This window comes from Nocardia puris, assembly GCF_003315035.1.
In the GTDB taxonomy this organism is placed as follows: domain Bacteria; phylum Actinomycetota; class Actinomycetes; order Mycobacteriales; family Mycobacteriaceae; genus Nocardia; species Nocardia puris.
On the sequence record NZ_QNRE01000001.1, the window covers coordinates 711,649 to 738,264 of the forward strand.

Below are 26,616 nucleotides of genomic sequence, written 5' to 3' on the forward strand. Positions count from 1 at the left end.
GTTTGGCCACCGGTATCCCGAATGGAGACGCATGATAGGTCATCGGACCAGCCTCGATCACGTCAGCTGTCAAGATAGGAATTAGGAATTGCCATACTGTACAACTCACTTAAGTCGCTTACTTCGCGAGACTCCCCGGAGATGGCCTTACCGGAAACCGGATCATCCGGATACGTCGCCATCGCCTCCAGCGCTCGGAGCGGTGTCATACCTCCAGCATAAGCGCGGCCTATCCTATCCAGCCATACAAGCCCCGCCGCATACCCAGCATCTTCCGGCCAGTACGGCTCGAACGACATGGCGCTCCCTGCATCGGAGGCCCACAAGTATCCGAGTAGCCCGGGTTCACCGATAACGGGCATGTACACGACAGGGCCGTCGGTGGACCGGTTGAATCCGCTTTCAGCGTCATTCTTCTGAAAAATAGAGTTTCGTCGCCGAACTTCAAAGAACCATGTATCCGCGGGATCACCGTTCAATTTGAAATCGTTCAAGATCCCTGTTTCACTGGCGTTCGCAAAAAGCGTCGGAGTATCAGGATCGGCCTCGTCATCCATCAAGTCAGATATCCGATCCAACGCGGCCGTCAGACGAGGCGCATTGTAAGCATACACAAACTTTTGCGGGCGCCCTTTGAGATCGAAGGGCAACCAAGCATCAGTGAAGGTCTCGAAGGAGATGGAGAGATGCGGTTCATCCAGTTGCCGCGCCGACGCGACAAATCGTATTGCCTTCTCTTGCCTCTCTGATCGCCCTTCTGGACCGATCACGATCGTCGGTGTGCAGTACACGAAAGCTGTCACCGACCCGACCTCCCCCTCAATAGCCTTGGATCGCAGGTCTTCTACGACCCGACCCATGTCTGACTGCGACATACCCGCCGACAGTACGACTGTGCCGTCCCACAGAACAACGTTGGATCGACCGACCTGATTCACGATCACACGGGCCTCGACACTCTCGTCGGATAGCCGCAACCCTACAAGCACGTCAAGGACGCTTCTGGCACCAGAAAGTGCCGAAAGTTCCAGCACTTGATCGGCAGGTGTGTAGCGCCCCCACGTCCAGCGTGCGATCGACTCCGACTCAGTGATCACGACTCAGCCTCTCCCGGAGAAAAAATGCCATCAGCAGGGACACGAACAACGTGCCCATCCACAGTTCGGATAAGAATCTGCACATCAGCAGAAGAGTGCATCTGCCCCAACCGCTCAGCCACTCTGTGCATATTGACCTCCTCCAGGGTGCCCGCCGTGTCAACCACAAATACCCTGACGTCCGCACCCGAGTTCTGGAGCTGGTACATGTTAGCATCCACTTTTTGGAAGATCTTCTTCGGGTTCGCCACACTCTTCAGCTGGTACGCGTAGGTTCGGCCATTGTTGTCGCGAGCGAGAACGTCGATATCAGTTCCATCTCCGGTACGGACGCCCGGCTTCAGATCATTGCCTTCCCCCTTCAATTCGAACTCTATATCACGCACACCCGCTTCGAACAAACTCTGCCCCAGTCTAATCTGTTCGATTGCCGCATTCAGAGAAGTCTCGTCCCGCTTGGCCAAGTTCGCGATCTGGTCCGAGTATCCGCGACAATGACGCAGATTGCCACTCGCTATAATTTCTGCAATACGAGCACCATCAGGATGGCTGCACAAGTTTCGTATAATTCCTTCTACATTATCTGCTTTTATTCGCGCGCTCCCACCGTCTGGCAGCTTAAATTGATCGCGGAGCCGCTGCTCGGTTTCCCCGCCCGCAGCCAACGGTTTTGGTTCGTTCTCCGTTGAACGGGCCCATTCGATAACGTCCGGTCTCAAGTTGCGGTTGCTGTTGTCAACAGCATCATCGCCCATGTAGTCGATGGGGGTGTCGGGGGATGGGGGTGGGGTGTTGGTGGGGGTTTGGGGTGGGGTGGTGGGGGTTTGGCCTTCGGGGGTGGTGGTGGTCCAGGTGCCGTTGTTGCGGATGTGGGCGGGGCTGTCGGGTTTGTTGGGGGTGCCTACGGCGTCGGAGGGGGTGTGGACGGGGACGCCGAGTTCGTTGGCTATGTGGCGGGCCAGGTCAGGGTTGTTGCTGGTGTTGCAGGCGACGAGGCGGATCGGGGTGCCGGGGGTGTAGTCGGGATTGTTGCGGATGGCGTCGACGATTTGGTCGGGGGTGAGGTTGTTGAGGGGGTTGCCGTTTTGGTCGGCGTGGAAGATGACGTCGAAGTCGCCCTCGTTGCGGAGGTTTTGTTGGACGCGGCGGGTGGCGGGGTCGTCGCCGAGGGCGGTGCTGGTGGGGGTGTGGGTGACCCGGGGGGTGGTGGGTTTGGTGGGGTCGGTTGAGGTGTCGTCGTCGGGTTTGGTGGGGTTGTCGGGTTTGGTTGGGTCGGTGGGGGTTTCGGGTTTGGTGGTGTTGGAGGGGGTGGTCGGCTCGTTTTGGGTAGGGGTGGTCGGCCGGTCGGGGGTGGCGTCGGCCGGTTGGGTGTTCCACGGGGTGGAGTTCGGGTTGTATTCGGTTTGTTTGAACCAGTTTTGCCAGTCCTGGTAGGAGCGCTGGTTCGGGGTGTTGCTTTGGGGGGTGGCGTTGGGGAGGGGTTGTGTGGGGAGGTTTGGGGTTGCCGGGTTCGGAGGCTGGGCGGAGAGGGGGGCGCGGGTGTCCGGGAGGTTTTTGAAGGGGGTGTCCGGGCGGCTTTGGTTTGCCGGATTGTTCGGGTTCCCGGGGTGGTTCCGGTCGCCCGGTTGGTACGGGTTGGTCGGCTGGTTCGGGTTACCGGGCTGGTTCTGGTAGTCAGGCCGATTCGGGTTGGCCGGCTGACTCGGGTAGTCGGGCCGGTTGCCGTTGCCCAGCTGATTCGGGCCGTTCGGCTGGGTTCGGTTGTTCGGCTGATTCGGATTACCCGGTGTGTTCGGCTTGTTTTGGAAGCCGGGCGGAGGCGTAGGACGCGGAGGTGTGCCCGGCTGAGAAGGGTTGGGGTGGTGTGGATTCCCGGGGTTTGCGGGATTCGGGAAGCCCTGTTGGGGGCGGGTCGGGGAGGTGGGTTGGTTTTGCCAGGACGATTGGCCGGGCTGGTTGGGGTTCGGGGTGTTGGGGCCCGCAGGGAACGTCGGGTGGCCGGGGGTGTTCGCGGCCGGGCCGCGGTTGGGCGGGTAGGCGGAATTGCCCGGGTGTGCGGGAGGACCGGGCGGCGTGTTGGTTGGAGGGTTGGTGGCGATGTGGGTGCGTTCGGCGCGGATTTCGGCGTCTGTGGGTTGGTAGCGGCCGATGTGGGGGTTGTATTGGCCGGCGTAGAACGGGTCGCGCGGGATGGGGCGGCCGTCGTTGAAATGGGCGATGTATTTGTGGGTCGCGGGGTCGTGGCCGGGGCGGTTGGCTGGGCCGAGGGGGTTGGGCTGGCGTGGGGAATCGCCCGAGGGACGATCGCCATTCGGGTGGTTCTGCGGGTTCGCCGACTGGGACCCGGTCGGGCGCTGGGGGCCCGGCTGGTCCGACGGGCGCTGTGCGTTCGGTTGATGCTGCGAGTTGGGTTGGCCCTCAGGCGAGTTGGTTCGGCCCGGTGAGTTCGGTTGATTCGGCGATCCGGGGACCTGGGGATTCGAGGGGCGTTGGCCGTTCGGCTGGTTCTGCGAGTTCTGATGGCTCGCGGGAGTGTTCGAGCTGTCCCGTGAGGTCGGTTGGCCCTGCGGGTTGGGGTTGGTCGGCGACGCCGAGGGTCGGTCGTTCGGCTGGGCCTGCGGGTTCGCCGGGGTCCGGGAGTCGTTCGGGCGCTGCGGGTTCGACTGCGCCGGGGGGTTCGGCGGCTGGTGCTGCGCCGGCCGGCTCGGTGAGTTCTGCTGACTCTGAGCGGGATTCGGGTTTCGCGCGGGGTCCGAATGATGCTGAGGGTTCGGTTGGCCCTGCGGATGGTTCGGGGTGTTCTGGGTTCCCGGCGGGCTCTGGGCCGGGCGGGGTTGGGCTGCGTTGGGGGCCGCCGCTGCGGCTGGGGCGCCCACGCCGGGATCACCAGAGGTGGGGCGGGCGGTGTCGACGGGGGTCGAGGCCGGTGAGCCGGTGAATGGGGTGCCGGTGGTGGGTGGGGCGGTCATTGTGGAGGCCGCCGCGGTCGTGGTGTCCGTGGAGGACGGGGTGTTCGACGAGGGCGTGCCCTGGGCTGGCGTAGCGGGAACGCCCGTGACGGGAGTGCCGGTGGGCGTGCCGGGCGCGCTGTTTTCGGTATCCGAGGGGGGTGTGGTTGCGCGAGAAGGTGATTGGCCGGAAGGGGTGGTGTCGGCTGGGTTGGGCTGGGAGGTGCCGGTGGGCTGGCCCTGCGACGGAGAGCCCGTGGAGGGGGTGGACGGCTGGCCGCTCAGCGGGGCGCCGGTCGGTTGACCCGTGCCCGAGGGTTGGGCGGGATCCGAGGAGGTGGGTGTGCCGCTCGTCGGCTGTTGGGTTCCCGAAGGTTGGGACGGGGTGCCGTTGTCCGAAGGTTGGCCGGTCGAGGGTTGGTTCTGCTGCGAACCCGGCTGGGACGGGGACGGATCGGACGGAGAGCCCGGCGTCGGGTTCTGATTGCCCGAGGGCTGCGGTTGGTCGCCGGACGGGGTCGACTGCTGGCTGCCAGACGGCAGAGACTGCCCCGGGTCCGACGGAGAGCCCGGCGTCGGGTTCGACTGCTGGTTGCCGGAGGGCGACTGGCCCGAGTCACCAGGAGTCGTCGGCTGTTGGCTGCCGGACGGCTGCGACTGGCCGGGGTCGGTCGGTGAGCTCGGGGGCCGACTGGGCTGCTGGTTGCTCGCGGGATCGTTAGCCTCGGGGCCGCTCGGGGTGTTGGCCTGACCACCGGTCGGCTGTGGCTCCCCCGCTCCGCCCGGCGAATCCGGCGACGGCTGGCTGCCCGACGGCTGCCCCGGGTCCGATGGCGAGCTCGGTGACGGGTTCGACTGCTGACCACCCGAGGGCTGCGACTGACTCTGATCGCCAGGCGAGCTCGGGGGCTGATTGGACTGCTGGTTGCCCGATGGCTGAGACTGCCCCGGATCGCCCGGCGAGCCCGGCGACGGATTCGACTGCTGATTACCTGAGGGCTGCGACTCCCCCGGATCGCTGGGCGACCCCGACGGCGGATTCGACTGCTGACCACCCGAGGGGTTGGTCTGGCCGGGGTCGCTCGGTGGGTTCGACTGCTCGCCCCCGGACGGCTGCGACTCCCCCGCCCCGCTCGGCGAACCGGACGGCGGATTCGACTGCTGGTTGCCCGACGGCTGGGACTGCCCGGGGTCGTTCGAGGACCCCGGAGGCTGTGAGCCCGATGGCTGCGATTGCTGCGATCCCGACGGTTGTGTCGAACTGTCCTCGTCGTTCGATCCCGACGGCTGCGACTGACCGGGATCCTCCTCCCCGGAATTCTGGTCCTGGTTCGGCGAACCCTCCTCGCCATCCCCGGAGTTGTTGTTGCCGTTATTGTTTCCGCCGTCGTTGCCGTCACCCCCATCACCACCACTGTTGCCCAGCGATTCCATCGACGACTGCGCACCGCCCGCCAGCGACGACGTCAACGTGTCGGCGGACAGCACGTCCTCGAGGTTGAATTCCTCGCCGGTCAACGCCGCCTCGGTCGCGGCCGACGCCACCTCGCTGCCGAGCCCGGTCAGCGTGTCCTTCGCGCCGTCCTTCAACGCCTCGGTGAAGCGGTTGCCCGGCGCATCGCCGCCGTCCGAGCCGTCGCCGTCGGAGGAATCGTCATTGCCACTCGGGTTCGTGCTGTCGTCGTCTTGGGAGTTGTTGTCGCCGCTCGGCGACCCGTCTCCGTCCGAGTTGTTGTTCCCGCTCGGCGAGTTGTTGTTGTTCCCACCGGGTGAGTTGTTATTTCCGCCGGGCGAGTTGTTATTGCCGCTCGGGTTGGTACCGCTCGGATTCGTGCTGTCGTCTTGCGAATTGTTGTTCCCGCTCGGGTTGGTGCTGTCGTCCTGCGAATTGTTGTTCCCGGGCTGCGAGTCATCGTCGTTCTGCGAATTGTTGTTCTGGGAACCGTTGTTCCCATCACCATCCCCCGACCCGTTCCCGTTCCCCCCGTCGTTCCCGTCCCCGCCGCGCTGCCGACCCCCGCCGCCGCTGAACAACCCCTCCGTGGCCCCGCCGACACCCGCGGAGATCAGATTCTGCCCGGACTCGATCCACTCTTCCTTCGACAGCGGGTCCCGCCGGTCCGCCGCCACCTGGGCGAGCTTGATGCCCACGTCGAGGATCGCCTCCTCGAGCACCGCCTCCCACATGCCCCGCAGCGCGGCGCGCCCCGCCGCCTTCATCGCGGCCTTGGAGATGATCCGCTTGATCAACTGTTTGATCGCGACGCGGATCGCCACCTGCGTCGCCGCACGGGCCGCGGCACCGGCCGCCGCACCGGCGGGCGCGCCGACACCGGTCGCCATCGCGGCCAGCGCCGCCGCCATCTCGATGGCGAAGATCACCAGCGATGCGATGATCACCAGTTTGGTGTGCTCGATATCGGCCGCGCCGTCACCGATCTGATCGGCCAGCGTCTCGACGTGTTTGACCAGGCCGGCGAACGCCCCCTGCCCCTCCCCCAGCTTCTCCCAGTGCTGGCTCAGCGCCTCGGCGGTATCACCGTCGACGGCCGTCAGCGCCGCCTTGACGACGGTCGAGGCGTCGGCGCCGAGGTCGTTCAGGGAGTCGGCCAGCCCGGTCCAGGCGGTCTCCACCCGGCGCATCGCGGTCTCGTCACCCTCGGGCCAATCCCCTGCCCCCACAACGTATTTCGCGGCCCATTGCAGCGGCTCAGGAATCTCGATACCCACCCGATCGACCCCTCCGACGACTCCACCCGACCGTTACCGGGCACAAACATACCGACATCCCACTAGACGCAGCCAAACCCCCTACGGTTCCACCAACTTTCGCCGAATCCCCGACCCGCAGCTCGACCACTGCGGCGAGTACCGTCCGGCACTCGGCGCTGGACCCATCCACCGAACCTGCTCCCCGCACCGAGCGCGGGACCCCGAAGACGCTAGCCGGACCTCCGCGAGATGCGGCCGCCCACCGCCGACTCATGAGCGACGCGATGACCGCGCCCCGCCGCACAACCTCATAACCGACACGACCACCGCGCCCCGCCGAACGACGCAACTGCCGTCCCGCACTCACCCGACCGTTCGGCCCTATTCGCCGCCGGTAAGCGGCGCACGCGCACGCACGCCAACTCCCAGCACGTAACCCTGCCCTCGACCCCGGACCCCGGACCTTCCGCTCATGCTGCGGCGGACTGCGCTCCACCCGCCCCGCCCAACGGCAACTCAGCGGCCACCCGCTCCCGTCCTACGGAAGCTCGGCGCTCCACCCGCCCCGTCCCACGGCAGCTGGGCGGGCCCCCGGCACGCACTCACCGTCGCGGTCTTCGCCGACGGCCCACCACACCCCATCGATCCGGAACAAAGCCCCCACACCCGAACGTCCAGTACGTCGCGACGACGCCGCTCCCCGCGCCCGATACGCTGGACCCATGTCCGTGCGCACACGTCAACCCCTCGTTCCCGGCACTGTCTCGCCCGTCCGCGAGGTGCCGCGCTCCATCGAGCGTCCGGAGTACGCGTGGAAGAAGACGGCGAACGAGGGCCGCGAGCCGTGGGTGCAGACGCCGGAGACGATCGAGAAGATGCGGATCGCGGGCAAGATCGCGGCGCAGGCGCTGGAGGAAGCCGGGAAGGCGGTGGCGCCGGGCGTGACCACCGACGAGCTGGACCGCATCGCGCACGAGTTCCTGTGCGACCACGGCGCCTACCCCTCGACGCTCGGGTACAAGGGCTTCCCCAAGTCGTGCTGCACCTCGCTGAACGAGGTGATCTGCCACGGCATCCCCGACTCCACCGTGATCGAGGACGGCGACATTGTCAATATCGACGTCACCGCCTACATCCACGGCGTGCACGGCGACACCAACAAGACGTTCCTGGCCGGTGACGTGGACGAGGAGGTGCGCCTGCTCGTCGAGCGCACCGAGGAGGCCACCCTGCGCGCCATCAAGGCGGTGCGCCCCGGGCGCGCGCTGAACGTGATCGGCCGGGTCATCGAGTCGTACGCGAACCGGTTCGGCTACGGCGTGGTGCGCGACTTCACCGGGCACGGCGTGGGCCCCACTTTCCACAGCGGCCTGGTGATCCTGCACTACGACCAGCCCGCCGTGGAGTCGGTCATCGAGCCGGGCATGACGTTCACGATCGAGCCGATGATCAACCTCGGCGGCATCGACTACGAGATCTGGGACGACGGCTGGACCGTGGTCACCAAGGACCGCAAGTGGACCGCCCAGTTCGAGCACACCCTGGTGGTCACCGAGACCGGCTCGGAAATCCTGACCCTGCCGTGAGCCCGCGCGGCGCGCTGCTGGTGGCGGGCGCCACCTCCGACGCGGGCAAGAGCGTCGTGGTGGCCGGGTTGTGCCGGATGCTGGCGCGGCGCGGGGTGCGGGTCGCGCCGTTCAAGGCGCAGAACATGTCGAACAACTCCGTGGTCACCCTCGACGGCGGGGAGATCGGGCGCGCGCAGGCGTTGCAGGCGCGGGCGTGCGGGCTCGAACCGAGTGTGCGATTCAACCCGGTGCTGCTGAAGCCGGGCAGCGATCGGCGCTCGCAGCTGGTGGTGCGCGGCCGGGCCATCGGCACGGTCGGAGCGGCCGACTACATCGAGCACCGGCGCGAGCTGCGCGCCGTGGTGGCGGCCGAATTGGCCGCGCTGCGCGAGGAATTCGACGTGGTGATCTGCGAGGGCGCGGGCTCGCCCGCCGAGATCAACCTGCGCGCGACAGACCTGGCGAACATGGGTCTGGCGACGGCGGCCGCGCTGCCGGTGGTGGTGGTCGGCGATATCGACCGCGGCGGCGTGCTGGCGCACCTGTTCGGCACGCTCGCCGTGCTCGAGCCGGAGGACCAACGGTTGATCGCGGGCTTCGTGGTCAACAAGTTCCGCGGCGACATCGACTTGCTGCGCCCCGGACTGGACCGGCTGACCGAGCTCACCGGCCGGCCGACGCTCGGCGTGATCCCGTTCGCCGACGACCTCTGGCTCGACGCCGAGGATTCGCTCGGCACCGTCGCCGACGCGCCCGTGGGGCGGCCGGGACCGCCCGCGGGCACGGAATGGCTGACGGTGGCGGCGATCCGCCTGCCGCGCATCTCGAACTCGACCGACGTGGAAGCGCTGGCCTGCGAGCCGGGCGTGGCGGTGCGCTGGGTGCGCGACGCGTCGCGGCTGGCCGGTGCGGACCTGGTGGTGGTGCCGGGCAGCAAGGCGACCGTGTCGGATCTGGAGTGGTTGCGGCGCAACGGCATCGCCGACGCCCTGCGCGAGCGGGCGGCGCGCGGCGGTCCGATTCTCGGCATCTGCGGTGGCTATCAGATGCTGGGCAGGCGCATCACCGACCGCGTGGAGTCGGGGGCCGGTGCGGTCGACGGGCTCGGGCTGCTCGATCTGGATGTCGAGTTCGAGGATCCGAAAGTGCTGCGGCGCACCGAAGGTCGCAGCTCGACGGGAATTCCGTTGCAGGGGTACGAGATCCACCACGGACGCGTCACGCGCCATGCCGAAACCTCCTGGCTCGAAGCGGACGGTGCGCCGGAAGGCAGTGCGCGCGAAGCGATCTGGGGTACGCACCTGCACGGCTTGATGGAGTCCGACGAGTTCCGCCGCGACTGGCTGCGCACCGTCGCCGAGCGGGCCGGACGCGCGGGTTTCGCGGTCGCGCCGGACACCTCCGTGGCCGCTGTCCGCACCGCCCAGCTCGATCTGCTCGCGGACCTGATGGAAACCCACCTCGACCTGGAGCGGCTCGATCACCTGATCACCCACGGCGTTCCCCCGGACCTGCCGGTCCTCACCTCCGCCCTCGCCGATCCGGTGCCGTAACCGAGATCCGACGCCTTCGGCGTATTGCTTGGCAGCATGTGCCGGACCCACATGTGTGCACTGAGCTAGGTCCCCCTGAGGGGGGCCAACGCCCTCGGCGCCCAGCGCTGAGCCCACAGAGCCGTCCTCGACCACTCCAGCGGCTGCCCGGGGCGCCCCGGAAACCGCCCCGTCACCTCCCTCACACGCCCACCGCACACCCGCTCCCCCCGCGGTGTCCACCACCACCCGAAACCGCCCACTGTCCGAATCGTCACGAGTACCCGTTGCCCGCTGTCCGACACACGCGCGGCGTGTACCGTACTCGGGCATGGAGACTCGGCGGATCACGGTCGGTGACCGGACCTGGACCGTGCGGGTCGACGGTCCCGCATCGCGGCACACGGTGCTGCTGCTGCCCGACGTGGGCGACCCGGCGGACGTCTACGACCGGCTCGCGGCCCGGTTGCACACCTCCGACCTGCGCACCCTCGCCGTGGAGGCCGTCGACGACCTGGATCCGGCGGCGGTGCACACTCTGCTCGACGAACTCGGCGTGCCCTACGCGCACGTCGCCGGGCGCGGGGCGGGCGCGGCGCTGGCGTGGCGCACCTGCGCGGGACCGTTCGGCCGGTTCATCAGCCTGGTGGTGGCCGACCACGGCCACCCGGCGGCGCCCGACGGCGCGGGCCACGTGGCCGACGCCGACTGCCGCCCGCTGGAGCTGCCGGTCACCATGCTGGTGACCAAGCGGCTGCCGCGCAGCGTCGCCGACGCCTCGGGCCGGTTCGTCTACGGCGAGTTCCGGGTGGTGCAGGTCGACGTGGACAATGTCGCCGCCGAAGCCGACCAGGAACTGGCCACCGAGATCGTGCTACGCACCGGCCTCTGGTGACTTGCGCCGGTACTCGGCCAACCAGTCCAGCCAGCTGTCCAGCTCTTCGAACGCCTTGGCGCGCACCTCGGGCGCGGAGAGGAACACGTCGTGGCGCGCGTTCTCGATCGGCACGATATTGGTGCGGTCGCCCAGGCAGCCGGCCCAGCGCTGGATCTGCTTGACGTCGAGCACGGTGTCGGCGACGTCGGCGGCCGGACCGTACTGGCGCATGAACTTCGTGAGCCGCGAGCGCAGCAGCAGCGCGGGCACGCCGATGTCGAGGCCCTGGTGCAGCCGGAAATGCCCGCGCCGGATGGCGCGCAACCAGCCGAAACGGATGGGGGCGCCGGCCAGCGGTTTCCAGTCCAGGTTGTAGTCCCACTCGCCCGCGGCGTCCTTGTGCAGACTGTGGCCGTAGGTGCTGATCTCGGCGCCGGGCAGCGTGGCGGTCTTGCGGAACCGGCCCAGCGCGTCGATGAGCGGCGTGCCGACGGTCCGGTAGTAGGACGGGCCCTGCAGGTCCAGCCACGGGCTGTTGAGCACCACGCCCACGACGCCCGACGCGACGCTGCCGGCCCGGCGGTTGAGCCGGTCCAGCCACAGCGAGGTGACGAGCCCGCCGGTGGAGTGCGCCACGATGAGCACCGGCAGCCCGGTCTCTTCGCGGATGATCCGCAGCGCCTCGTTCAGTTCCTCGTCGTAGTACGCCAGGTCGGTGACGTAGTGCAGGCTCTGCCCGTCGCGCAGCGAGCGGCCGCATTTGCGCAGGTCCAGCGCGTAGAAGCGGTGTCCGCGACCGGCGAAGTGCTCGGCCAGGTGCACCTGGAAGAAGTAGTCGGTGAAGCCGTGCACGTAGAGGACGGCGGTCTCGGTGGCCGGGGCGCCCGCGTCGGGGGTGTGGCGCACCAGGGTGGCCACCACGTCCCCTTCGCCGTCGGGATCCGGGCCCAGCGGGATGGTGCGCTGCTCGAAACCGGCGCCCAGCACGTCGGCCCGCCAGGTGCCGACGCTGGAATCGGTGATCTCGGACACGCCCAGCGAGGTCTCGTTCGTCACGGTCTTCAATCTAGGCCAGCCGGGCTCCGCATTGAAGACCGCGCCCGACCTGCGGCGCGGGAGGAAGATATCTCACATTCACCGGGTTCGTTCTCGGATATCCCGTGGGTGAGGTGCACAATTGGGCTTAGGTGAACGGCGGGTAACCTTATCGCCCGCCGAGTCATGACAGGCTCGTCCACAACCGCACAGCGCCCGTAGGCAAGGCCCACCGCGCCTGGTGGCCGCGCCAGAAGTGACAAGGAAGTCGATCGCCCCGTGCCGAACACCGTGACTGAAAAGACCGATGTCGTACTCATCGGTGCCGGGATCATGAGTGCCACCCTCGGCGCGCTGCTCCGTCAGTTGCAGCCCGAGTGGTCGATCTCGCTGTTCGAACGACTCGACGCGGCCGCGGCCGAGAGCAGCGACCCCTGGAACAACGCAGGCACCGGTCACTCCGCCCTGTGTGAACTCAACTACAGCCCGCTCGAGGCCGACGGCACGGTCAACGTGTCCAAGGCCATCGACATCAACGAGCGCTTCCAGGTCTCGCGCCAGTTCTGGGCGTACGCCGTGGAGAACGGCGTGCTCGGCGATCCGTCCGGGTTCATCAACCCGATCCCGCACGTCAGCTTCGTGCACGGTGCCGACGACGTGGACTACCTGCGCAAGCGCTACGAGGCGCTGGCCCCGCACCCGCTGTTCGAGGGCATGGAGTACATCACCGACCCGGCGGAGTTCTCCCGCCGCCTGCCGCTGATGGCCAAGGGCCGCGACTTCGCCGACCCGATCGCGCTGAACTGGACCGACGGCGGCACCGATATCGACTTCGGCTCGCTCACCAAGGGCCTGCTCGCCCACCTGGGCGCGACGGGCGCGGATCTGGCGTTCGGCCAGGAGGTCCGCGATCTGTCCAAGCAGTCCGACGGCAGCTGGATCGTGAAGGTGCGCAACGTGCGCACCCGCGAAACCCGCACGGTGCACGCGAAGTTCGTGTTCGTGGGCGCGGGCGGCGGTGCGCTGCCGCTGCTGCAGAAGTCGGGCATCAAGGAGATCAAGGGTTTCGCGGGCTTCCCCGTGAGCGGCCAGTTCCTGCGCTGCACCAACCCCGAGCTGATCGCCCAGCACGACGCCAAGGTGTACGGCAAGGCGGCCGTGGGCGCGCCTCCGATGTCGGTGCCGCACTTGGACACTCGCGTCATCAACGGCAAGCCCGGCCTGCTGTTCGGCCCGTACGCGGGCTGGACCCCGAAATTCCTCAAGGACGGCAAGAACACCGACCTGTTCAAGTCGATCCAGCCGAACAACATCGGCTCCATGCTGGGTGTCGCGTTCACCGAGATGCCGCTGGCCAAGTACCTGGTGTCGGAGCTGCTGAAGTCGCAGGCCGGCAAGGTGTACACGATGGAGGAGTTCATCCCCCGCGCGCACGGCCACGACTGGGAGCTGATCACCGCCGGTCAGCGCGTGCAGATGATCCGCCGCAAGGGTGTGGGCGGCGTGCTCGAACTGGGCACCGCCGTGATCGCCGCCCAGGACGGCACCATCGCCGGTCTGCTCGGCGCCTCGCCGGGCGCCTCGACCTGCGTCACCGCGATGCTGGACGTGCTGCAGCGCTGCTTCCCGAGCGAGTACGAGCAGTGGGCGCCGCAGCTGAAGTCCATGGTGCCGTCGCTGGGCGTGAAGCTCTCGGAGAACAAGGCGCTGTTCCACGAGGTGTGGGACTGGACCAACAAGGCCCTCGAGCTCACCGGCAGCACCACCGAGCCGGAGCGGGCCGGAGTCTCCGCCGCGCGCTGAGCGCACGCGTCGTCCACGGAAACGCCCGGCCTCCGGGCGTTTTCGCGTTTCCGGGGACGAATCCGTGCGGGAGTCGTGACCCGCTTCACCCGCCGACGCGCGTGGGTCTGTGATAGCAATGAGCGATGATGTCAACGGTAGTTCTCAAACGGTCATGGGCGCAGGATCTCGACACCGCGACCCTGTATCAGCTGTTGAAACTGCGCGTCGAGGTCTTCGTCGTGGAGCAGAAATGCGCGTACCCGGAGTTGGACGGGCGCGACCTGCTGCCCGAGACGCGGCACTTCTGGCTCGACGACGAGGGTGAGGTCATCTCGACGCTGCGGCTGCTCGAGGAGCACGAGGACGGCGTCACCTCGTTCCGCATCGGCAGGCTGTGCACCGCCCCCGCGTCACGCGGCCACGGCTACACCACCCGCCTGCTGCAGGCCGCGCTGGCGGAGGCGGGCTCGGCGACGGTGCGCCTGAACGCGCAGACCTACCTGGTGGACCTGTACGCCAAGCACGGCTTCAAGCCCGACGGCGAGGAGTTCGACGACGACGGGATCATGCACATCCCGATGCGCCGGGGCTGAGCGGGCAGGCCGACGCCCGGCTCTCGGCATCGCCGACCCGTCACGCGGCACCGGACCGTCTCGCGCCACCGGACGGAATAGATTCGGACCACAGTCCGTTTATTTGACCGATCGAACAAGGCAACTCACGGATCGGATGTGCGCTGTGGAACTGGGACTGACGACCTTCGCCGAGCTGTACCCCACCGCGGACGCCCCCGCGCCCAGCGCGGCGCAGCGGCTGCGCGAGGTGGTGGCGGAGGCCGTCGCCACCGAGCGCGCCGGACTCGACGTCTACGGCGTGGGCGAACACCACCGGAAGGATTTCGCCGCCTCCGCGCCCGCCGTCGTGCTGGCGACGATCGCCGGACGCACCGAGCGCATCCGGCTGACCAGCGCGGTGACCGTGCTCAGCTCCGACGATCCGGTGCGCGTGTACCAGGATTTCGCCACGCTGGACGGGTTGTCGAACGGGCGGGCCGAGCTCATGGCCGGGCGCGGCTCCTTCACCGAGTCGTTCCCACTGTTCGGGCTGGACCTGTCCGACTACGACGAGCTGTTCGAGGAAAAACTCGCGCTGCTGTTGAAGATTCGCGACGACGAGCCCGTCACGTGGTCCGGCCGGTTCCGCGCGCCGCTGCGCGACACGATCGTCTACCCGCGCACCGAGGACCGGCCGCTGCCGGTGTGGATCGCGGTCGGCGGCAGCCCGGAATCGGTGGTGCGCGCCGGACTCCTCGGCCTGCCGCTGGCGATCGCGATCATCGGCGGGCAGCCCGCGCGGTTCAAGCCGCTGGTCGACCTCTACCACCGGGCGCTCGACGAGGGCGGACAGGAACGGCAGCCGGTCGCGGTGCACGCCCACGGCTATGTGGCCGACACCGACGAGCAGGCCGTGGCCGACTTCTACGAGCCGTACGCGCGGGCGATGGGCATCATCGGACGCGAACGCGGTTGGGGCCCGATGACCCGCGCGCAGTTCGACGCGATGCGCTCCCAGAGCGGTTCGCTGTTCGTCGGGACACCCGACTACGTCGCCGAGAAGGTGGCCGATCTGCGCGATACCCTCGGCCTCGACCGGTTCATGCTGCACACCAGTGTCGGCACCCTGCCGCACGAGAAGGTGGTGCACGGCATCGAACTGCTGGGCACCAAGGTCGCACCGCAGGTGCGGTGAGACCCGTTGCCTCACTCCACCAGTCGCGCCTCGAAGGCGATGCGGTCGCCGCGATAGAGCGAGCGCACCCGCTCGACGGAGACGCCGTCCGGGTCGACACTGCGCCGGTTGAGCAGCAGCAGCGGCATGGCCGTGCTGCACTCCAGCAGCGCGGCCTCGCGGGGTGAGGCGAGCACGGTCTCGATGCGTTCGGTTGCGGCGCCGAAGGTGACGCCGCGCTCGCGCAGCGCCGCGTAGAGCGAGGTGGTGGGGTCGTAGCCGTCGCGCAGGCCGGCGAAGCGCGGCAATGGCAGGAACGTGCTCTCCAGGCCGATGCGTTCCCCGTCGGCCAGTAGGACCCGCTCCAGGTGCATGACCGGAGCGCCGGGGGCGATATCGAGATCGCGAGCCGTGTCGGCGTCGGCGGGGAGGTCTTCCCAGCCCACCAGGATGCGGCCGGGCACGCGTCCGAGGCTCAGCGCACCCTCGGTGTAGGAGCGCAGCGAGAGCGGCTGCACCATCTTCGGACGCGACACCACGGTGCCCCGGCCCTGGCGGCGAACCCGCCCCTCCACCAACAGATCTCGCAACGCCTGGCGCACCGTCTCGCGCGCGACCGCGAACCGGACGGCGAGTTCCCGTTCGGAGGGCACCGGATCGCCTTCGGCGAGACCGTCGATCATCTGCTCCAGCTCGGTCCGCACGTGGTACGACTTGGGCAGCCGCCCCGGAATCGCGGAATCGCCGTTCGCCCTGGGCATTTCGGCGCGCGCGGCGCGCGCTGGTTCGGTCGCCTCCATGAGCCCAGCGTACCCGAGACTGGTCTATACCAATTATTAACCTGGCGTTTGCACAGGAAACACCCATTGGTCTAGACCATTGCCCACCATGGTTCCCATGCGATTGGTCATCATCGGCGGCGGCATCCTCGGCACGGCGCACGCCGTCGCCGCGATCCGCCGCGGACACGAGGTAGTCCAGCTCGAACGCGAGCCCGAAGCGCGCGGTGCGACCGTGCGCAACTTCGGCCTGGTGTGGGTGTCGGGACGCACCGACGCGGAGCTGGCGCTCACCCTGCGTTCGCGCGAGCTGTGGGAGGAGATCGGCGGCAAGGTCCCCGGCGTCGGCTTCCGGCCCGCCGGGTCGATCACGCTGGTGCGCACCCCCGAGGAGTTGGCGGTCGCCGAAGCCGCCGCGGCGGGCGAGACCGCCGAGGCGCGCGGATTCACGCTGCTCGAGCCCGGCGAGGTGCGGGCGCTGAATCCCGCGCTGCGCGGCAAATACCTTGCGGGACTGCACTGCTCGACCGATGCCGCGGTCGAGTCGCGCCAGGCGCTGCCCGCGCTGCGCGCCTACCTCACGGCCTCGGGGCGCTACGTCTTCCACGCGGGCACCGAGGCCAGGGCCGTCACCGACACCGGTTCCGGCGCGACGGTGCTCGACGATCAGGGCCGCACGCACGCCGCCGATCTGGTGCTGCACTGCCCCGGCGCGGCCCACTCGGGCCTCACCAAGGAACTGGTCGCCGACCTCCCGGTGCGCCGCGTGCGACTGCAGATGATGCAGACCGCGCCGCTGGGCGAGCCGCTGACCACCGCGATCGCCGACGGCGACAGCTTCCGCTACTACCCCGGTTTCGCCGGGCCCGAGGTGGACGCGCTCACCCGCGAACAGGCGCAGACCGCGACCGCCGCCGAGCACAAGATGCAGCTGCTCTGCGTGCAGCGCCTGCACGGCGGGCTGACCATCGGCGACACCCACGAGTACACCGAGCCGTTCGCCTTCGACGTGGACGAGGCCCCCTACGACCACCTCACGACGGTGACCGAGGAACTGCTCGGCCGCGAGCTGCCGCCGATCGTGCGCCGCTGGGCCGGTGTCTACAGCCAGAGCGTCGACCCCGGCGCGCTGGTGACCCGCGCCGCCGCGAGCGACCACATCCGGGTGATCACCGGCCCCGGCGGCCGCGGGATGACGCTCGGCCCCGCCCTCGGCGAGGAAACCGCCGACCTGCTCGGACTCTGAGGAGAACCCATGTCGCCCAAGACGATCGACCTCGCCGTACTGGATATGGCGGGCACCACCGTCGCCGACGACGGCCTGGTGGTGCGCGCCTTCGAGGCCGCCGCCACCGCCGCCGGACTGCCCGCCGAAGGCCCCGAGCGGGACAAGGCCCGCGCCTATGTGCTGGAGACGATGGGTCAGTCCAAGATCAGCGTCTTCCGCGCCCTGCTCGGCGACGACCGGGCACGCACCGCCAACGAGGCCTTCGAAGCGGCCTACGACGCGCTCATCGACGAGGTCGGCGTCACGCCGATTCCCGGTGCGGCCGAGGCGATCTCGGGCCTGCGCGCCGACGGCGTGCGCGTCGCATTGACGACCGGTTTCAGCCGCGCGACGCAGGATCGCCTGCTCGCCGCGCTGGACTGGGCGGACCTGGCCGACCTCACGCTCGCGCCCTCGGACGCCGGTCGCGGCCGCCCCTACCCCGATCTGGTGCTGACCGCGCTGCTGCAGCTGCGCGTCGACGCCGTCGACCGGGTCGCCGTGCTCGGCGACACCACCAGCGATATCGCGACCGGACTGGCCGCGGGCGCCCGGATCGTCGCGGGCACGCTCACCGGCGCGCACGACGAGGAGCAGCTGCGCGCCGCGGGCGCGACCCACGTGGTGCCCTCCGTCACCGAGTTCGCCGACCTGATCCGCGCCGAGCGCGGCTGAGGCTCCCGCGTTCACGCGGGCGAAACCCCTGTCCCGTCGACCATCGAACCCCCACGAAGCGAAAGATGCTGCCATCGTGCGTACTTCACCCACGCGCCTGTCCCGAGTCCTGAACAGAACCGCCCTCCTGGTCGCGGCCGCCACCACCGTCGCCGTCACCGGGGCCTGCGGCGGCACCGGCGCAGGCGGATCCGGCGGGGAGACGGTCACCGTCTACTCCGCCGACGGCCTCGACGGCTGGTACGCCACCCAGTTCGAGAAGTTCGAAGCCGAGACCGGCATCGCGGTCGACCTCGTCGCCGCGGGCTCGGGCGAGGTGGTGAACCGGCTGGAGAAGGAACAGTCCAACCCGCAGGCCGATGTGGTGGTGACGCTGCCGCCGTTCATCCAGAAGGCCGACAGCGCCGGACTGCTCGAGCCGCACGGCGTCGACACCGCCGCCTACCCCGACACCGAGAAGGACCCCGCGGGCAAGTACGTGAGCCTGGCGGGCAACTACCTGAACTTCATCGCGCACTCCTCGGTCGACGCGTCCGCCCTCACCTGGGACGACCTGCTGAAGCCGGAATACCGTGGCAAACTGCAATATTCGACGCCGGGGCAGGCCGGTGACGGCACCGCCGTGCTGATCCTGCTGCAGCAGTTGCGCGGCAAGCAGGGCGCGCTGGACTACCTGAACGCGTTGCAGGTCAACAATGTCGGGCCGTCGTCGTCCACCGGCAAGCTCCAGCCGAAGGTCGACAAGGGCGAACTGCTCATCGCCAACGGCGACATCCAGATGAACATGGAATCGATCACCGCCAGCGGCTCCACGTTCGACATCTTCTTCCCCGCCTCGCCCGGCGGCGCCAAGCACACGGTGGCGCTGCCGTACTTCATGGGCCTGGCGAAGGGCGCGCCCAACTCCGAGGGCGGGCGCAAGCTGATCGAGTTCCTGCTCAGCAAGGACGTGCAGCAGACGCTGGGTCCCGACGCGTTCGCGGTGTCGGCGCGCACCGACGTCAGCGGCACCGGTTCCGGCACCACGCCGGCCTCGCTGCTCGAGGGCGTGGAGATCGTGCGGCCGGACTGGTCGCGCGTGCTCGCCGAACTCGACGCCGACCTCGCCGCCTACAACCAGGCCATCGGAGGCTGACATGATCCGCGGCGAGACGCTCACCGAATCGTCCACGGTCACCGGGACTTCCGCGACCGGGGCCACCGAACCCGCCATCGTCTTCGACCGCGTCGGCGTGCGGTACGGCACCGGTCGCACGTCCACCGTCGCCCTGGCCGATTTCACGCTGCGCGTCGCCGCGGGCGAAACCGTCGCGCTGCTCGGGCCCAGCGGCTCCGGCAAGTCGACCGCGCTCAAGGCGCTGGCCGGATTCGTCCGGCCCACCTCGGGCGCGGTCCGGCTGGCCGGGCGCGACGTCACCCACCTCTCCCCCGCCAAACGCGGCATCGGCGTGGTGGTGCAGTCCTACGCGCTGTTCCCGCACATGAGCGTGGCAGGCAACGTCGCGTTCGGGTTGAAGGCCAATCGCGTGCCGCGCGGGGACATTCCGGCGCGGGTCACCGAGGCGCTGAGCATGGTGGGCATGGCCGACTACGCCAAGCGGCTGCCCCGGGAACTGTCGGGCGGACAGCAGCAGCGGGTGGCGATCGCCCGCGCGCTGGCGATCCGCCCGAAGGTGCTCCTGCTGGACGAGCCGCTGGCCGCGCTGGACGCGCAGCTGCGCCACTCCATGCTCGGTGAACTGCAACAGTTGCGAAAGGCCTTGCCGGACACGGCGATGCTGTACGTGACGCATGATCAAGCCGAAGCGCTGGCGCTGGCCGATCGCATCGCCGTCATGCGGGACGCGCGGCTGGTCGACATCGACACCGCGCGCAACCTCTGGCAGCGCCCGCCCAGCGACTTCACCGCCGCCTTCCTCGGTGGCGCGAACCTGGTGCCCTGCACGGTCAACCGGTCCTCGGGCGGGACCGCGCTGGTCACCGCGGGCGCGCACACCCTGCGCGCCGAGGCGCCGAAACCCGGTATCGGCGCGCTGGATTGGGAACCGGATTCACCCGCCCTGCTCTGCGTGCGGCCGCACACGGTGACGCTGACGGGGCCCGGCGAGCGGAATGCGTTGCCCGGCACCGTACTCAGCAACGTGTGGCGCGGCGCGGTGACGCGGGTGGAGATCGAGGTGGACGGACTCGGTGCCGCGCTCGCGGTGGACGTGCCCGGCCACGCCGAGCCGGAACCCGGTGCGGCCGTGGGCGTGCGCCTGCCCGACCCCGCCGGTGTGCTGATCCCCCGGCCGGTCGGCGGCGCGGCGGCTTCGGGCGACGCGGAGGATCCGGCATGACCGCGCTGCTCGACACGCCCGCACCCGAGACCGAACCGGACCCGGTACGCGAAGGCCGAAGGTGGCAGCCGGTCGCGTGGGCGCTGCCGCCCCTGCTCGTTGTCCTGCTCATCGCGGTCTACCCGATCCTGCGGGTCCTCACCGAATCCACGGTGACGCCCGACGGGCGCGGGCTGACGGTGTGGACCGACGTGCTCGGCTCCGAAGCGTTCCGGAACGCGTTGTGGCGCACCGTGTCCATCGCCGTCGCCTCCACCGCGGGCTGCCTGGTGCTCGGCACCTTCCTCGCCGTGGTCCTGGCGTTCGTGCCGTTCCCCGGATCGGCGGTGGTGGGCCGGCTCATCGACACCGTGCTCACCCTGCCGTCGTTCCTGGTGACGCTGGCGTTCACCTTCCTCTACGGCACGGCGGGCGCGGTGAACGCGCTGATCTCCGAGATCACCGGCCGCACGACGCCGCTGCTGGACTTCCTCTACACCCCGCTCGGCGTGATCGCGGCCGAGATCACCTTCTTCACGCCGTTCGTGGTGCGGCCCCTGCTCGCGGCCTTCGCCCAGCTGCCCCGCGAACAACTCGACGTGGCCGCGAGCCTGGGCGCCTCGCCGTGGCGGGTGCTGCGCCAGGTGGTGCTGCCCGAGGCGTGGCCCGCGCTGGCCGCCGGCGGCAGCCTGGTGCTGCTGCTGACGCTCAACGAATTCGGCATCGTGCTGTTCACCGGCGCCAAGGGCGTGCTCACGCTGCCCGCGCTGATCTACACGCGCGGCATCGTCACCTTCGACCTGCCCGGCGCGGCGGTGCTGGCCACCGTGCAGGTGGCGCTGTCGCTCACGCTCTACGCCCTCTACCGAGTCGTGTTCGCGCGCATGACCGCGCGGAAAGGACGGTGACCCGTGCTGGTCTGGACCAGGACCGGCCGCGCCGCGGTGCTCGCGGTGTTCGGTCTGGTGGTGACGGTCGTGTTCGTCGCGCCGATCGCGACGGTGGTCGCGGCATCGCTGGCGGGTAGCTGGACCGGGCCGCTGCCCTCGGATCTCGGATTCGCCAATCTCGGTGCGGCGCTGTCGGGCCGGGAGGCGGCGAGCCTGTCGGTGAGCTTGCAGACCGCGCTCCTCGCCGGCGCGCTCGCGCTGGTGCTGGGCACCTGGGCGGCGCTCGCCGCGCGGGAGGCGCCCGGCTGGCTGCGCCGCGCCACCGACGCGGTCTTCCACCTGCCGGTGGCGGTGCCGTCGGTGGCGATCGGGCTCGGCCTGCTCATCGCGTTCAACGAGCAACCGCTGCTGCTGGGCGGCACCCGATGGATCGTGATCCTGGCGCACACGGTGCTGGTGCTCGCCTACGCGTTCAGCGCGGTCTCGGCCGCGCTGGACCGGCTCGACCCCGCCTATCACCAGGCCGCGGAGTCGCTGGGCGCCGGACCGGTGCGGGTGCTGTGCCAGGTGACGCTGCCGCTGCTGCTGCCTGCGCTGGGCGCGGCGGCCGGATTGTCGATCGCGCTGTCGATGGGCGAACTGGGGGCCACGATCATGGTCTACCCCGCCGCCTGGCGCACCCTGCCGGTGACCATCTTCGCCCAGACCGATCGCGGCGAGGTGTTCGACGCCGCGGCCGGGACCACCTTGCTCGTGCTGGTCACCCTCGTCGCGCTGGTGGTGCTGGGACGGCTGAAAGGCCGCGCGGCACTGCGCTGATCCGCGCATAGGATCACAGGGTGTCTCTGCTGCCTCTGATCTTCACCGCGGGCTGGGCCAGCGGCATCAACGCCTACGCGGTGGTGCTGCTGTTCGGGCTCTTCGGACTCACCGGCGTCTCCGATGAGGTGCCCGAGGGCTTGCAGCGCACCGACGTGCTGGTGGCGGCCGCCGTGCTGTTCCTCATCGAACTGGTCGCCGACAAGGTGCCCTACCTGGACAGCTTCTGGGACGCGATCCACACGGTGATCCGGCCCGCCGCGGGCGCGGTGGTGGCGGCGCTGATCGCGGGATCGGACGACTCGCTGCCCCAACTGGCGGCGGCCGCGGTGGGCGGCACGACGGCCTTGATCAGTCATCTGGTCAAGGCCGGGCTGCGGATGGCGGTGAACACCTCGCCCGAACCGGCGAGCAATATCGTCACCAGCGCGGTGGAGGATCTGAGCGTGGCGGGCGTGATCACGCTGGCCGTGTTCTTCCCCGTCCTGGCCGCGATCATCGCGGGCGCGCTGCTGCTGATCGGGGTGACCCTGATCGTGTTGCTGGCCGGGCGGATTCGCCGCTACCGGCGACGGCGCCGGGAACGCCGCGCGGCCGCGACGTGAGCGCTGGGTTCCGGGCGGGCGTGCCGCGCCAGTCGACCGCGCGGCACGCCGGGCGGGGCGCCCCGTTGCGCCCGCCGTCTCCGGGGGCGACGAGTACTCGCCGCTCGGCGGGCGGTGTCGCCGGTCGGGCGGGACACCGCGGGCGGACGCGGCCGGGGCGGGCTACTGCTCGGGCAGTCGACGGCGGCCACCGGCCACGTCGGATACCAGATCAGTGTATCCGTCGACCAGTTCGGCCAGGTGGTACCAGTGCTTATGGGTGTTGTCGCTGCGCGGGCCGTCGACGTCGATGGCCTGGTTCGCCTGCGCCCAGCTGCGCGCCATGCGGTCCACGACCGCGCCGAGGCTCTCGGTGTGCAGCGACGCGCCGTGGCGGTGCTGCGGCAGCTCCTGCGCGATCCAGTCGTTGATGTCGTCCACCAGTTCGCCACGGCGGCAATCGATCTCGGCCACCAGCCGCGCGTCGCGCACCTCGGCGCGGCGGGCGTGCAGCTCCGCCAGCGCGTGCGCCGACCGCAACAGCTCACGGTCCTGGAAGCGGCGTCCCTGGAAGGCGCTCAGTATCTGGGGCGCGGTCGGCAGTGCCCCCACCGCAGGCGCGCTCACATCTCCCCCTCGACAACACCCGACACCAACGCTCTATTTACCAACATCATTGGCTCTCGATTCGGTTATTCCCGGACATCGGATCGGCTCGGTCACACCAAGGCTAGCTGGATCATGCGCGTACAGATGCAAGAACACAAGACTTTGAAACGCAATAGTGCGAACTAGGAAGTGCGCGCGGCGGTGGGTATCTGTTACCGACGGAACGCTGCCGCAGGTTGCCGCCTCATTGCGAGAAGCGGCCAATCCGCGCCGCCAGCGGGCGCGATTCATCAACCCCCCTGAACGATTTCGGACCCCGATCTGCCCGCGCGGGACGCGGGCGAACGCGACCCCAACATGTTTTGGCGGGGAACGACTTTCACCCTGTGGGACAGACACTGTCCAGGGCTAATCCGAAGCAAATGCGACTGACCGGTCGGATGAGCGCGGAGAAATCAGACCGGTCGGATGAATAACTCGGCGGCCATCGGGATTTCGTCCACCCGAGAAACACAGCGCCGCCCGGCCGAGAAGGGCCGGGCGGCGCGGTTGAGCGGGCGTCGTGCTCGGGAGTCAGCCGTTGAGATCAGCGGGTTCGGGCGTGCTGACGCGCGCCGGATTCACGGCGACGAACGCTTCGGCCGGGTCGTGCTGGAGCATCCGGCCGAACGTGCGGGTGGTGCTGGGCCACGGGTTGGTGACGCGGCCGCTGGCGTGCTTGTACCAACTCGAACTCGTCTCGGGCCACACCGATTTCGCGATCTCCTGGTCGAGCCAGCGCTGATGACGGCGGATGGCCTCGTCGCTGACCTCGATGGCGGCCGCGCCGAGCGAGTCCCGCCAGCGCAGGCACTCCATGATGTAGGCGATCTGATGCTCCTTCATCGACGGGTTGCTGCCCGCCGGGGTGAACGAGTTCGGGCCGGCGATGAGGAACACGTTGGGGAAGCCGCCGACCGCCAGGCCCATGAAGGCGTGCCCACCGGAGGCCCACTCCTCGTGCAGCAGCAGTCCGTCGCGCCCGCGCACCGTGATCGGGGTGAGGAACTCGGTGGCGCGGAAGCCGGTGGCGTAGATGATGACGTCGGCGAAACGGTGTGCGCCGTCGGCGGTTTCGATGCCGTCGGCGGTGATGCGGCTGATCGGATCGGTCACGAGCTTCACGTTGTGCCGCGACAGCGTCGGATAGAAGCGGCTGTCGAACACGATCCGCTTGCCGCCGATCGGATAGTCGGGCGTGACGGCCGCGCGCAGGCGCCGGTCCGTCACCTGGTGGCGCAGGTAGGCGCGCGCGAACCACTCGGCGGGCCGCGCCGACCAGCCGCGCCGCATGATGGGCGCCAGCACCGCGTCGGCGCCGTGGTAGAGCGCCTTGCGGTAGGCGCCGTGGGCGCCGGGCAGGTGCAGCGCCAGGCCGGTGAGCGCCCCGAACTCGCGCGAGGGCTTGGGCAGCAGCCAGTGCGGCGTGCGCTGGTAGACGTGCACGCGCCGCGCGCGATTCGCGATCTCCGGCAGCAGCTGCGCGGCCGAGGAGCCGGTGCCGATCACCGCCACCGCCCGGCCGTGCAGGTCCTGGTGGTGGTCCCATTGCGCGGTGTGGAACGCGGCGCCCGCAAACTTGTCGCGACCGGGGATGCGGGGAATGTTCGGGCGGTGCAACTGCCCGACGGCGAAGACCACGACGTCGGCGAGCACCCGCTCGCCGCCGCCGGTGGTGAGTTCCCAGCGCGCGGTCTCCTCCCGGTACTCCGCGGCGACCACGGCGGTGTTCAGCCGCATGTGCGGGAGCAGGCCGTACTCGGAGGCCACGCCGCGCAGATAGTCGAGAATCTCCTCCTGACCCGGATAGCGTTGCCGCGCATCACGATAAGGCGCGAAAGAGAACGAATAGAGATGCGCGGGCACATCGCACGAGCACCCGGGGTAGGTGTTCTCGCGCCATACGCCGCCCACATCGGCGCCTTTCTCGAGAATCGCGAACTCGGTGATGCCCGCCTCACGTAGCGCGACGCCCATCCCGATCCCACCGAACCCGGCGCCTACCACCGCCACCTTCAGATCCAGCACACCTCTGCCCTCCAACTTGTTGCCAGCCAACATTCAGCAATCACTATTCGTGTCTCGGACCAGACCAGATGGTTCCGAATTGCGGCGTGCCGAAAACGTTGCCAAGCCGTAGTACGGGCGGCGGGGATCAGGCGGGCGAGGGCTCGCAATCCACCCATTCCAGGTACCCGCTGCCCGAGATGGCGCGGCCGGACCAACTGCCGGAATAGGAGTAGGCGCCCACGTAGCCGCGGCCGTGACCCCAGCGCAGCGGCGTATCGACCTCGGCCTCGAGCGCGAGCAGGTCCGCTCCCCCGTCGCGGACCGTCCAGCGCATCCGGGCGGGCACCCGCATCTGCCGGCCCAGTTCGTCGACGGCGGGCTCGTCGCGGTGGGCGAGCACCTCGAAGGTCACGTCCTCGAAGACGCGGGCGCTGCCGCCGATTGTGCGCAGATACGCGAGCCGGCACGCGACCGCCCCGGCCGCGCGGACCTCGGTGAGCAGCAACTGATTACGCTCGTCCAGGTCGATGATCTGATAGGTGAAGAAGTCGGCCGGGAGCTTGTACCGCTCGGGCAGCGGGCGTTGCGAGAACGCCTGCGGGCTGATCGAACGCGCGTACTCGACCGTGCACAGGCCGCCGATCTCGGTGACGCCGGTCGCGTCGGTGAGGGTGCCGGTGTAGGTGGCGAGCAGGCTGAAGTGGTCGTACACGCGGCTGCGCACGAACCAGGACACCTGGTCGGTGGCGGTGATCGCCAGGTCGACGCCGAAATGCTCGTAGCGGCCGCGCACGGTGTAGGCCGGGTGGTCGCGGGTGATCGACAGATCCGAGCCCCATTCGAGCGCCGAACCATCGGGGGCGAAACGACATTCGGTCGCGATGTTGTAGGCGCGGTAATGATATTGGTCGTTGTGGGCGGTGGACGAGAGCACCGTCGCGGTGTCGCGGACATCCGGCGCGGCGAGGTGGTCGTTGTCGAAGATCATCGTCCCCGTGGGGCCGATGAGCGTCATCGTGTTCAGGTAGCGGTGCGGGGCGGGCAGATCGGGGACGAAGACGCCGTAGTGCGTCCAGAAGCGCCGCGAATCGTGGTGCGGACGCATCATCTCCGGCCGGGTGAACGGCCGCGTCGAGGCCCGCAGCCTGCGGTCGATGCGCGGGCGGATGTGGTCGACCACGAATCGGGTGGCCGAGCCGAGCAGTCCGTGCTGTCTGTCAGGAACGGGATTCGACGACATTGTCTACCTCCGGGTGTGCCACGACGGGGCGGCGTTCGGTGTGGACGCCCGCGAGACTCGGCGGGCGGCGGGCGTGCGGATGTCAGGTGGGCGATTCGCTCCGG

General features: G+C 69.1%; 20 protein-coding genes. 13 read left to right on the top strand and 7 right to left on the bottom strand.

Going from position 1 to position 26,616, the window contains the following annotated elements; genetic code table 11:
* Positions 1-62 precede the first annotated feature (62 nt).
* Together DFR74_RS35275 and DFR74_RS35280 are read right to left on the bottom strand one after the other, a co-directional pair.
* Positions 63-1,097, bottom strand: coding sequence for a hypothetical protein (locus DFR74_RS35275; RefSeq protein WP_147265727.1), 1,035 nt, complete (start codon positions 1,095-1,097; stop codon positions 63-65).
* Complete coding sequence (locus DFR74_RS35280; protein WP_147265728.1) at positions 1,094-6,775, bottom strand: WXG100-like domain-containing protein; 5,682 nt, start codon at positions 6,773-6,775, stop codon at positions 1,094-1,096. Before DFR74_RS35280 ends, DFR74_RS35275 begins: the two co-directional genes overlap by 4 nt.
* Before the next feature lie 704 nt (positions 6,776-7,479).
* Here DFR74_RS35280 and map point away from each other — a divergent pair.
* The 3 genes from map to DFR74_RS03345 all read left to right on the top strand — a co-directional run bounded on the left by map (position 7,480) and on the right by DFR74_RS03345 (position 10,752).
* The gene (map, locus tag DFR74_RS03335; protein WP_067512735.1) at positions 7,480-8,343 is read left to right on the top strand and encodes a type I methionyl aminopeptidase; all 864 of its coding nucleotides are present in this window, start codon (positions 7,480-7,482) and stop codon (positions 8,341-8,343) included.
* Positions 8,340-9,878: a cobyric acid synthase gene (locus DFR74_RS03340; protein ID WP_067512737.1), complete on the top strand. Its 1,539-nt coding sequence runs from the start codon at positions 8,340-8,342 to the stop codon at positions 9,876-9,878. Before map ends, DFR74_RS03340 begins: the two co-directional genes overlap by 4 nt.
* Before the next feature lie 310 nt (positions 9,879-10,188).
* On the top strand, positions 10,189-10,752 hold the full coding sequence (locus tag DFR74_RS03345; protein ID WP_067512739.1) for a hypothetical protein: 564 nt from the start codon (positions 10,189-10,191) through the stop codon (positions 10,750-10,752).
* Here DFR74_RS03345 and DFR74_RS03350 read toward each other — a convergent pair.
* Positions 10,732-11,790, bottom strand: a complete 1,059-nt coding sequence (locus DFR74_RS03350; protein ID WP_084538047.1) for an alpha/beta hydrolase — start codon at positions 11,788-11,790, stop codon at positions 10,732-10,734. The genes DFR74_RS03345 and DFR74_RS03350 overlap by 21 nt on opposite strands.
* Positions 11,791-12,048: 258 nt before the next feature.
* Here DFR74_RS03350 and mqo point away from each other — a divergent pair, with 258 nt between their 5' ends.
* The 3 genes from mqo to DFR74_RS03365 all read left to right on the top strand — a co-directional run bounded on the left by mqo (position 12,049) and on the right by DFR74_RS03365 (position 15,303).
* Entirely contained in the window at positions 12,049-13,572 is a 1,524-nt protein-coding gene (gene mqo / locus DFR74_RS03355; RefSeq protein WP_084538044.1) for a malate dehydrogenase (quinone), read from the top strand.
* A 125-nt stretch (positions 13,573-13,697) separates the two neighbouring features.
* A complete protein-coding gene (locus DFR74_RS03360; protein WP_067512741.1) occupies positions 13,698-14,147 on the top strand; it encodes a GNAT family N-acetyltransferase in 450 nt (149 codons plus the stop codon).
* A gap of 145 nt (positions 14,148-14,292) precedes the next feature.
* Positions 14,293-15,303, top strand: coding sequence for an LLM class flavin-dependent oxidoreductase (locus tag DFR74_RS03365; protein ID WP_067512742.1), 1,011 nt, complete (start codon positions 14,293-14,295; stop codon positions 15,301-15,303).
* A gap of 11 nt (positions 15,304-15,314) precedes the next feature.
* Here DFR74_RS03365 and DFR74_RS03370 read toward each other — a convergent pair whose 3' ends face one another.
* The gene (locus DFR74_RS03370; RefSeq protein ID WP_067512772.1) at positions 15,315-16,043 is read right to left on the bottom strand and encodes a GntR family transcriptional regulator; all 729 of its coding nucleotides are present in this window, start codon (positions 16,041-16,043) and stop codon (positions 15,315-15,317) included.
* A 136-nt stretch (positions 16,044-16,179) separates the two neighbouring features.
* Between DFR74_RS03370 and DFR74_RS03375 the strand changes: the two genes are divergently transcribed.
* From DFR74_RS03375 to DFR74_RS03405, 7 genes are all read left to right on the top strand, one after another.
* Positions 16,180-17,307 (top strand): TIGR03364 family FAD-dependent oxidoreductase, encoded by a 1,128-nt coding sequence (locus DFR74_RS03375; protein ID WP_067512744.1) that lies wholly within the window; start codon positions 16,180-16,182, stop codon positions 17,305-17,307.
* 9 nt (positions 17,308-17,316) lie between these two features.
* Positions 17,317-18,003 carry a phosphonatase-like hydrolase gene (locus tag DFR74_RS03380; RefSeq protein ID WP_067512746.1) on the top strand — a complete coding sequence of 229 codons (687 nt, stop codon included), beginning with the start codon at positions 17,317-17,319 and terminating at the stop codon, positions 18,001-18,003.
* A gap of 76 nt (positions 18,004-18,079) precedes the next feature.
* Positions 18,080-19,138, top strand: coding sequence for a 2-aminoethylphosphonate ABC transporter substrate-binding protein (locus tag DFR74_RS03385; protein WP_198161860.1), 1,059 nt, complete (start codon positions 18,080-18,082; stop codon positions 19,136-19,138).
* Between the two features lies 1 nt (position 19,139).
* Positions 19,140-20,342 (top strand): ABC transporter ATP-binding protein, encoded by a 1,203-nt coding sequence (locus tag DFR74_RS03390; protein ID WP_067512748.1) that lies wholly within the window; start codon positions 19,140-19,142, stop codon positions 20,340-20,342.
* Entirely contained in the window at positions 20,339-21,229 is an 891-nt protein-coding gene (locus DFR74_RS03395) for a 2-aminoethylphosphonate ABC transporter permease subunit (RefSeq protein ID WP_067512750.1), read from the top strand. The genes DFR74_RS03390 and DFR74_RS03395 overlap by 4 nt, the downstream gene beginning before the upstream one ends.
* Positions 21,230-21,232: 3 nt before the next feature.
* Positions 21,233-22,030: an ABC transporter permease gene (locus tag DFR74_RS03400; protein WP_067512752.1), complete on the top strand. Its 798-nt coding sequence runs from the start codon at positions 21,233-21,235 to the stop codon at positions 22,028-22,030.
* 20 nt (positions 22,031-22,050) lie between these two features.
* Positions 22,051-22,635 carry a DUF4126 domain-containing protein gene (locus DFR74_RS03405; RefSeq protein ID WP_067512754.1) on the top strand — a complete coding sequence of 195 codons (585 nt, stop codon included), beginning with the start codon at positions 22,051-22,053 and terminating at the stop codon, positions 22,633-22,635.
* A 162-nt stretch (positions 22,636-22,797) separates the two neighbouring features.
* Here DFR74_RS03405 and DFR74_RS03410 read toward each other — a convergent pair whose 3' ends face one another.
* The 3 genes from DFR74_RS03410 to DFR74_RS03420 form a co-directional block, all read right to left on the bottom strand.
* Positions 22,798-23,157, bottom strand: coding sequence for a DUF4254 domain-containing protein (locus DFR74_RS03410; RefSeq protein ID WP_067512776.1), 360 nt, complete (start codon positions 23,155-23,157; stop codon positions 22,798-22,800).
* Between the two features lie 639 nt (positions 23,158-23,796).
* Complete coding sequence (locus DFR74_RS03415) at positions 23,797-25,323, bottom strand: flavin-containing monooxygenase (protein ID WP_084538046.1); 1,527 nt, start codon at positions 25,321-25,323, stop codon at positions 23,797-23,799.
* Between the two features lie 94 nt (positions 25,324-25,417).
* Entirely contained in the window at positions 25,418-26,512 is a 1,095-nt protein-coding gene (locus DFR74_RS03420; RefSeq protein WP_067512756.1) for a DUF6670 family protein, read from the bottom strand.
* Between the last annotated feature and the right edge of the window lie 104 nt (positions 26,513-26,616).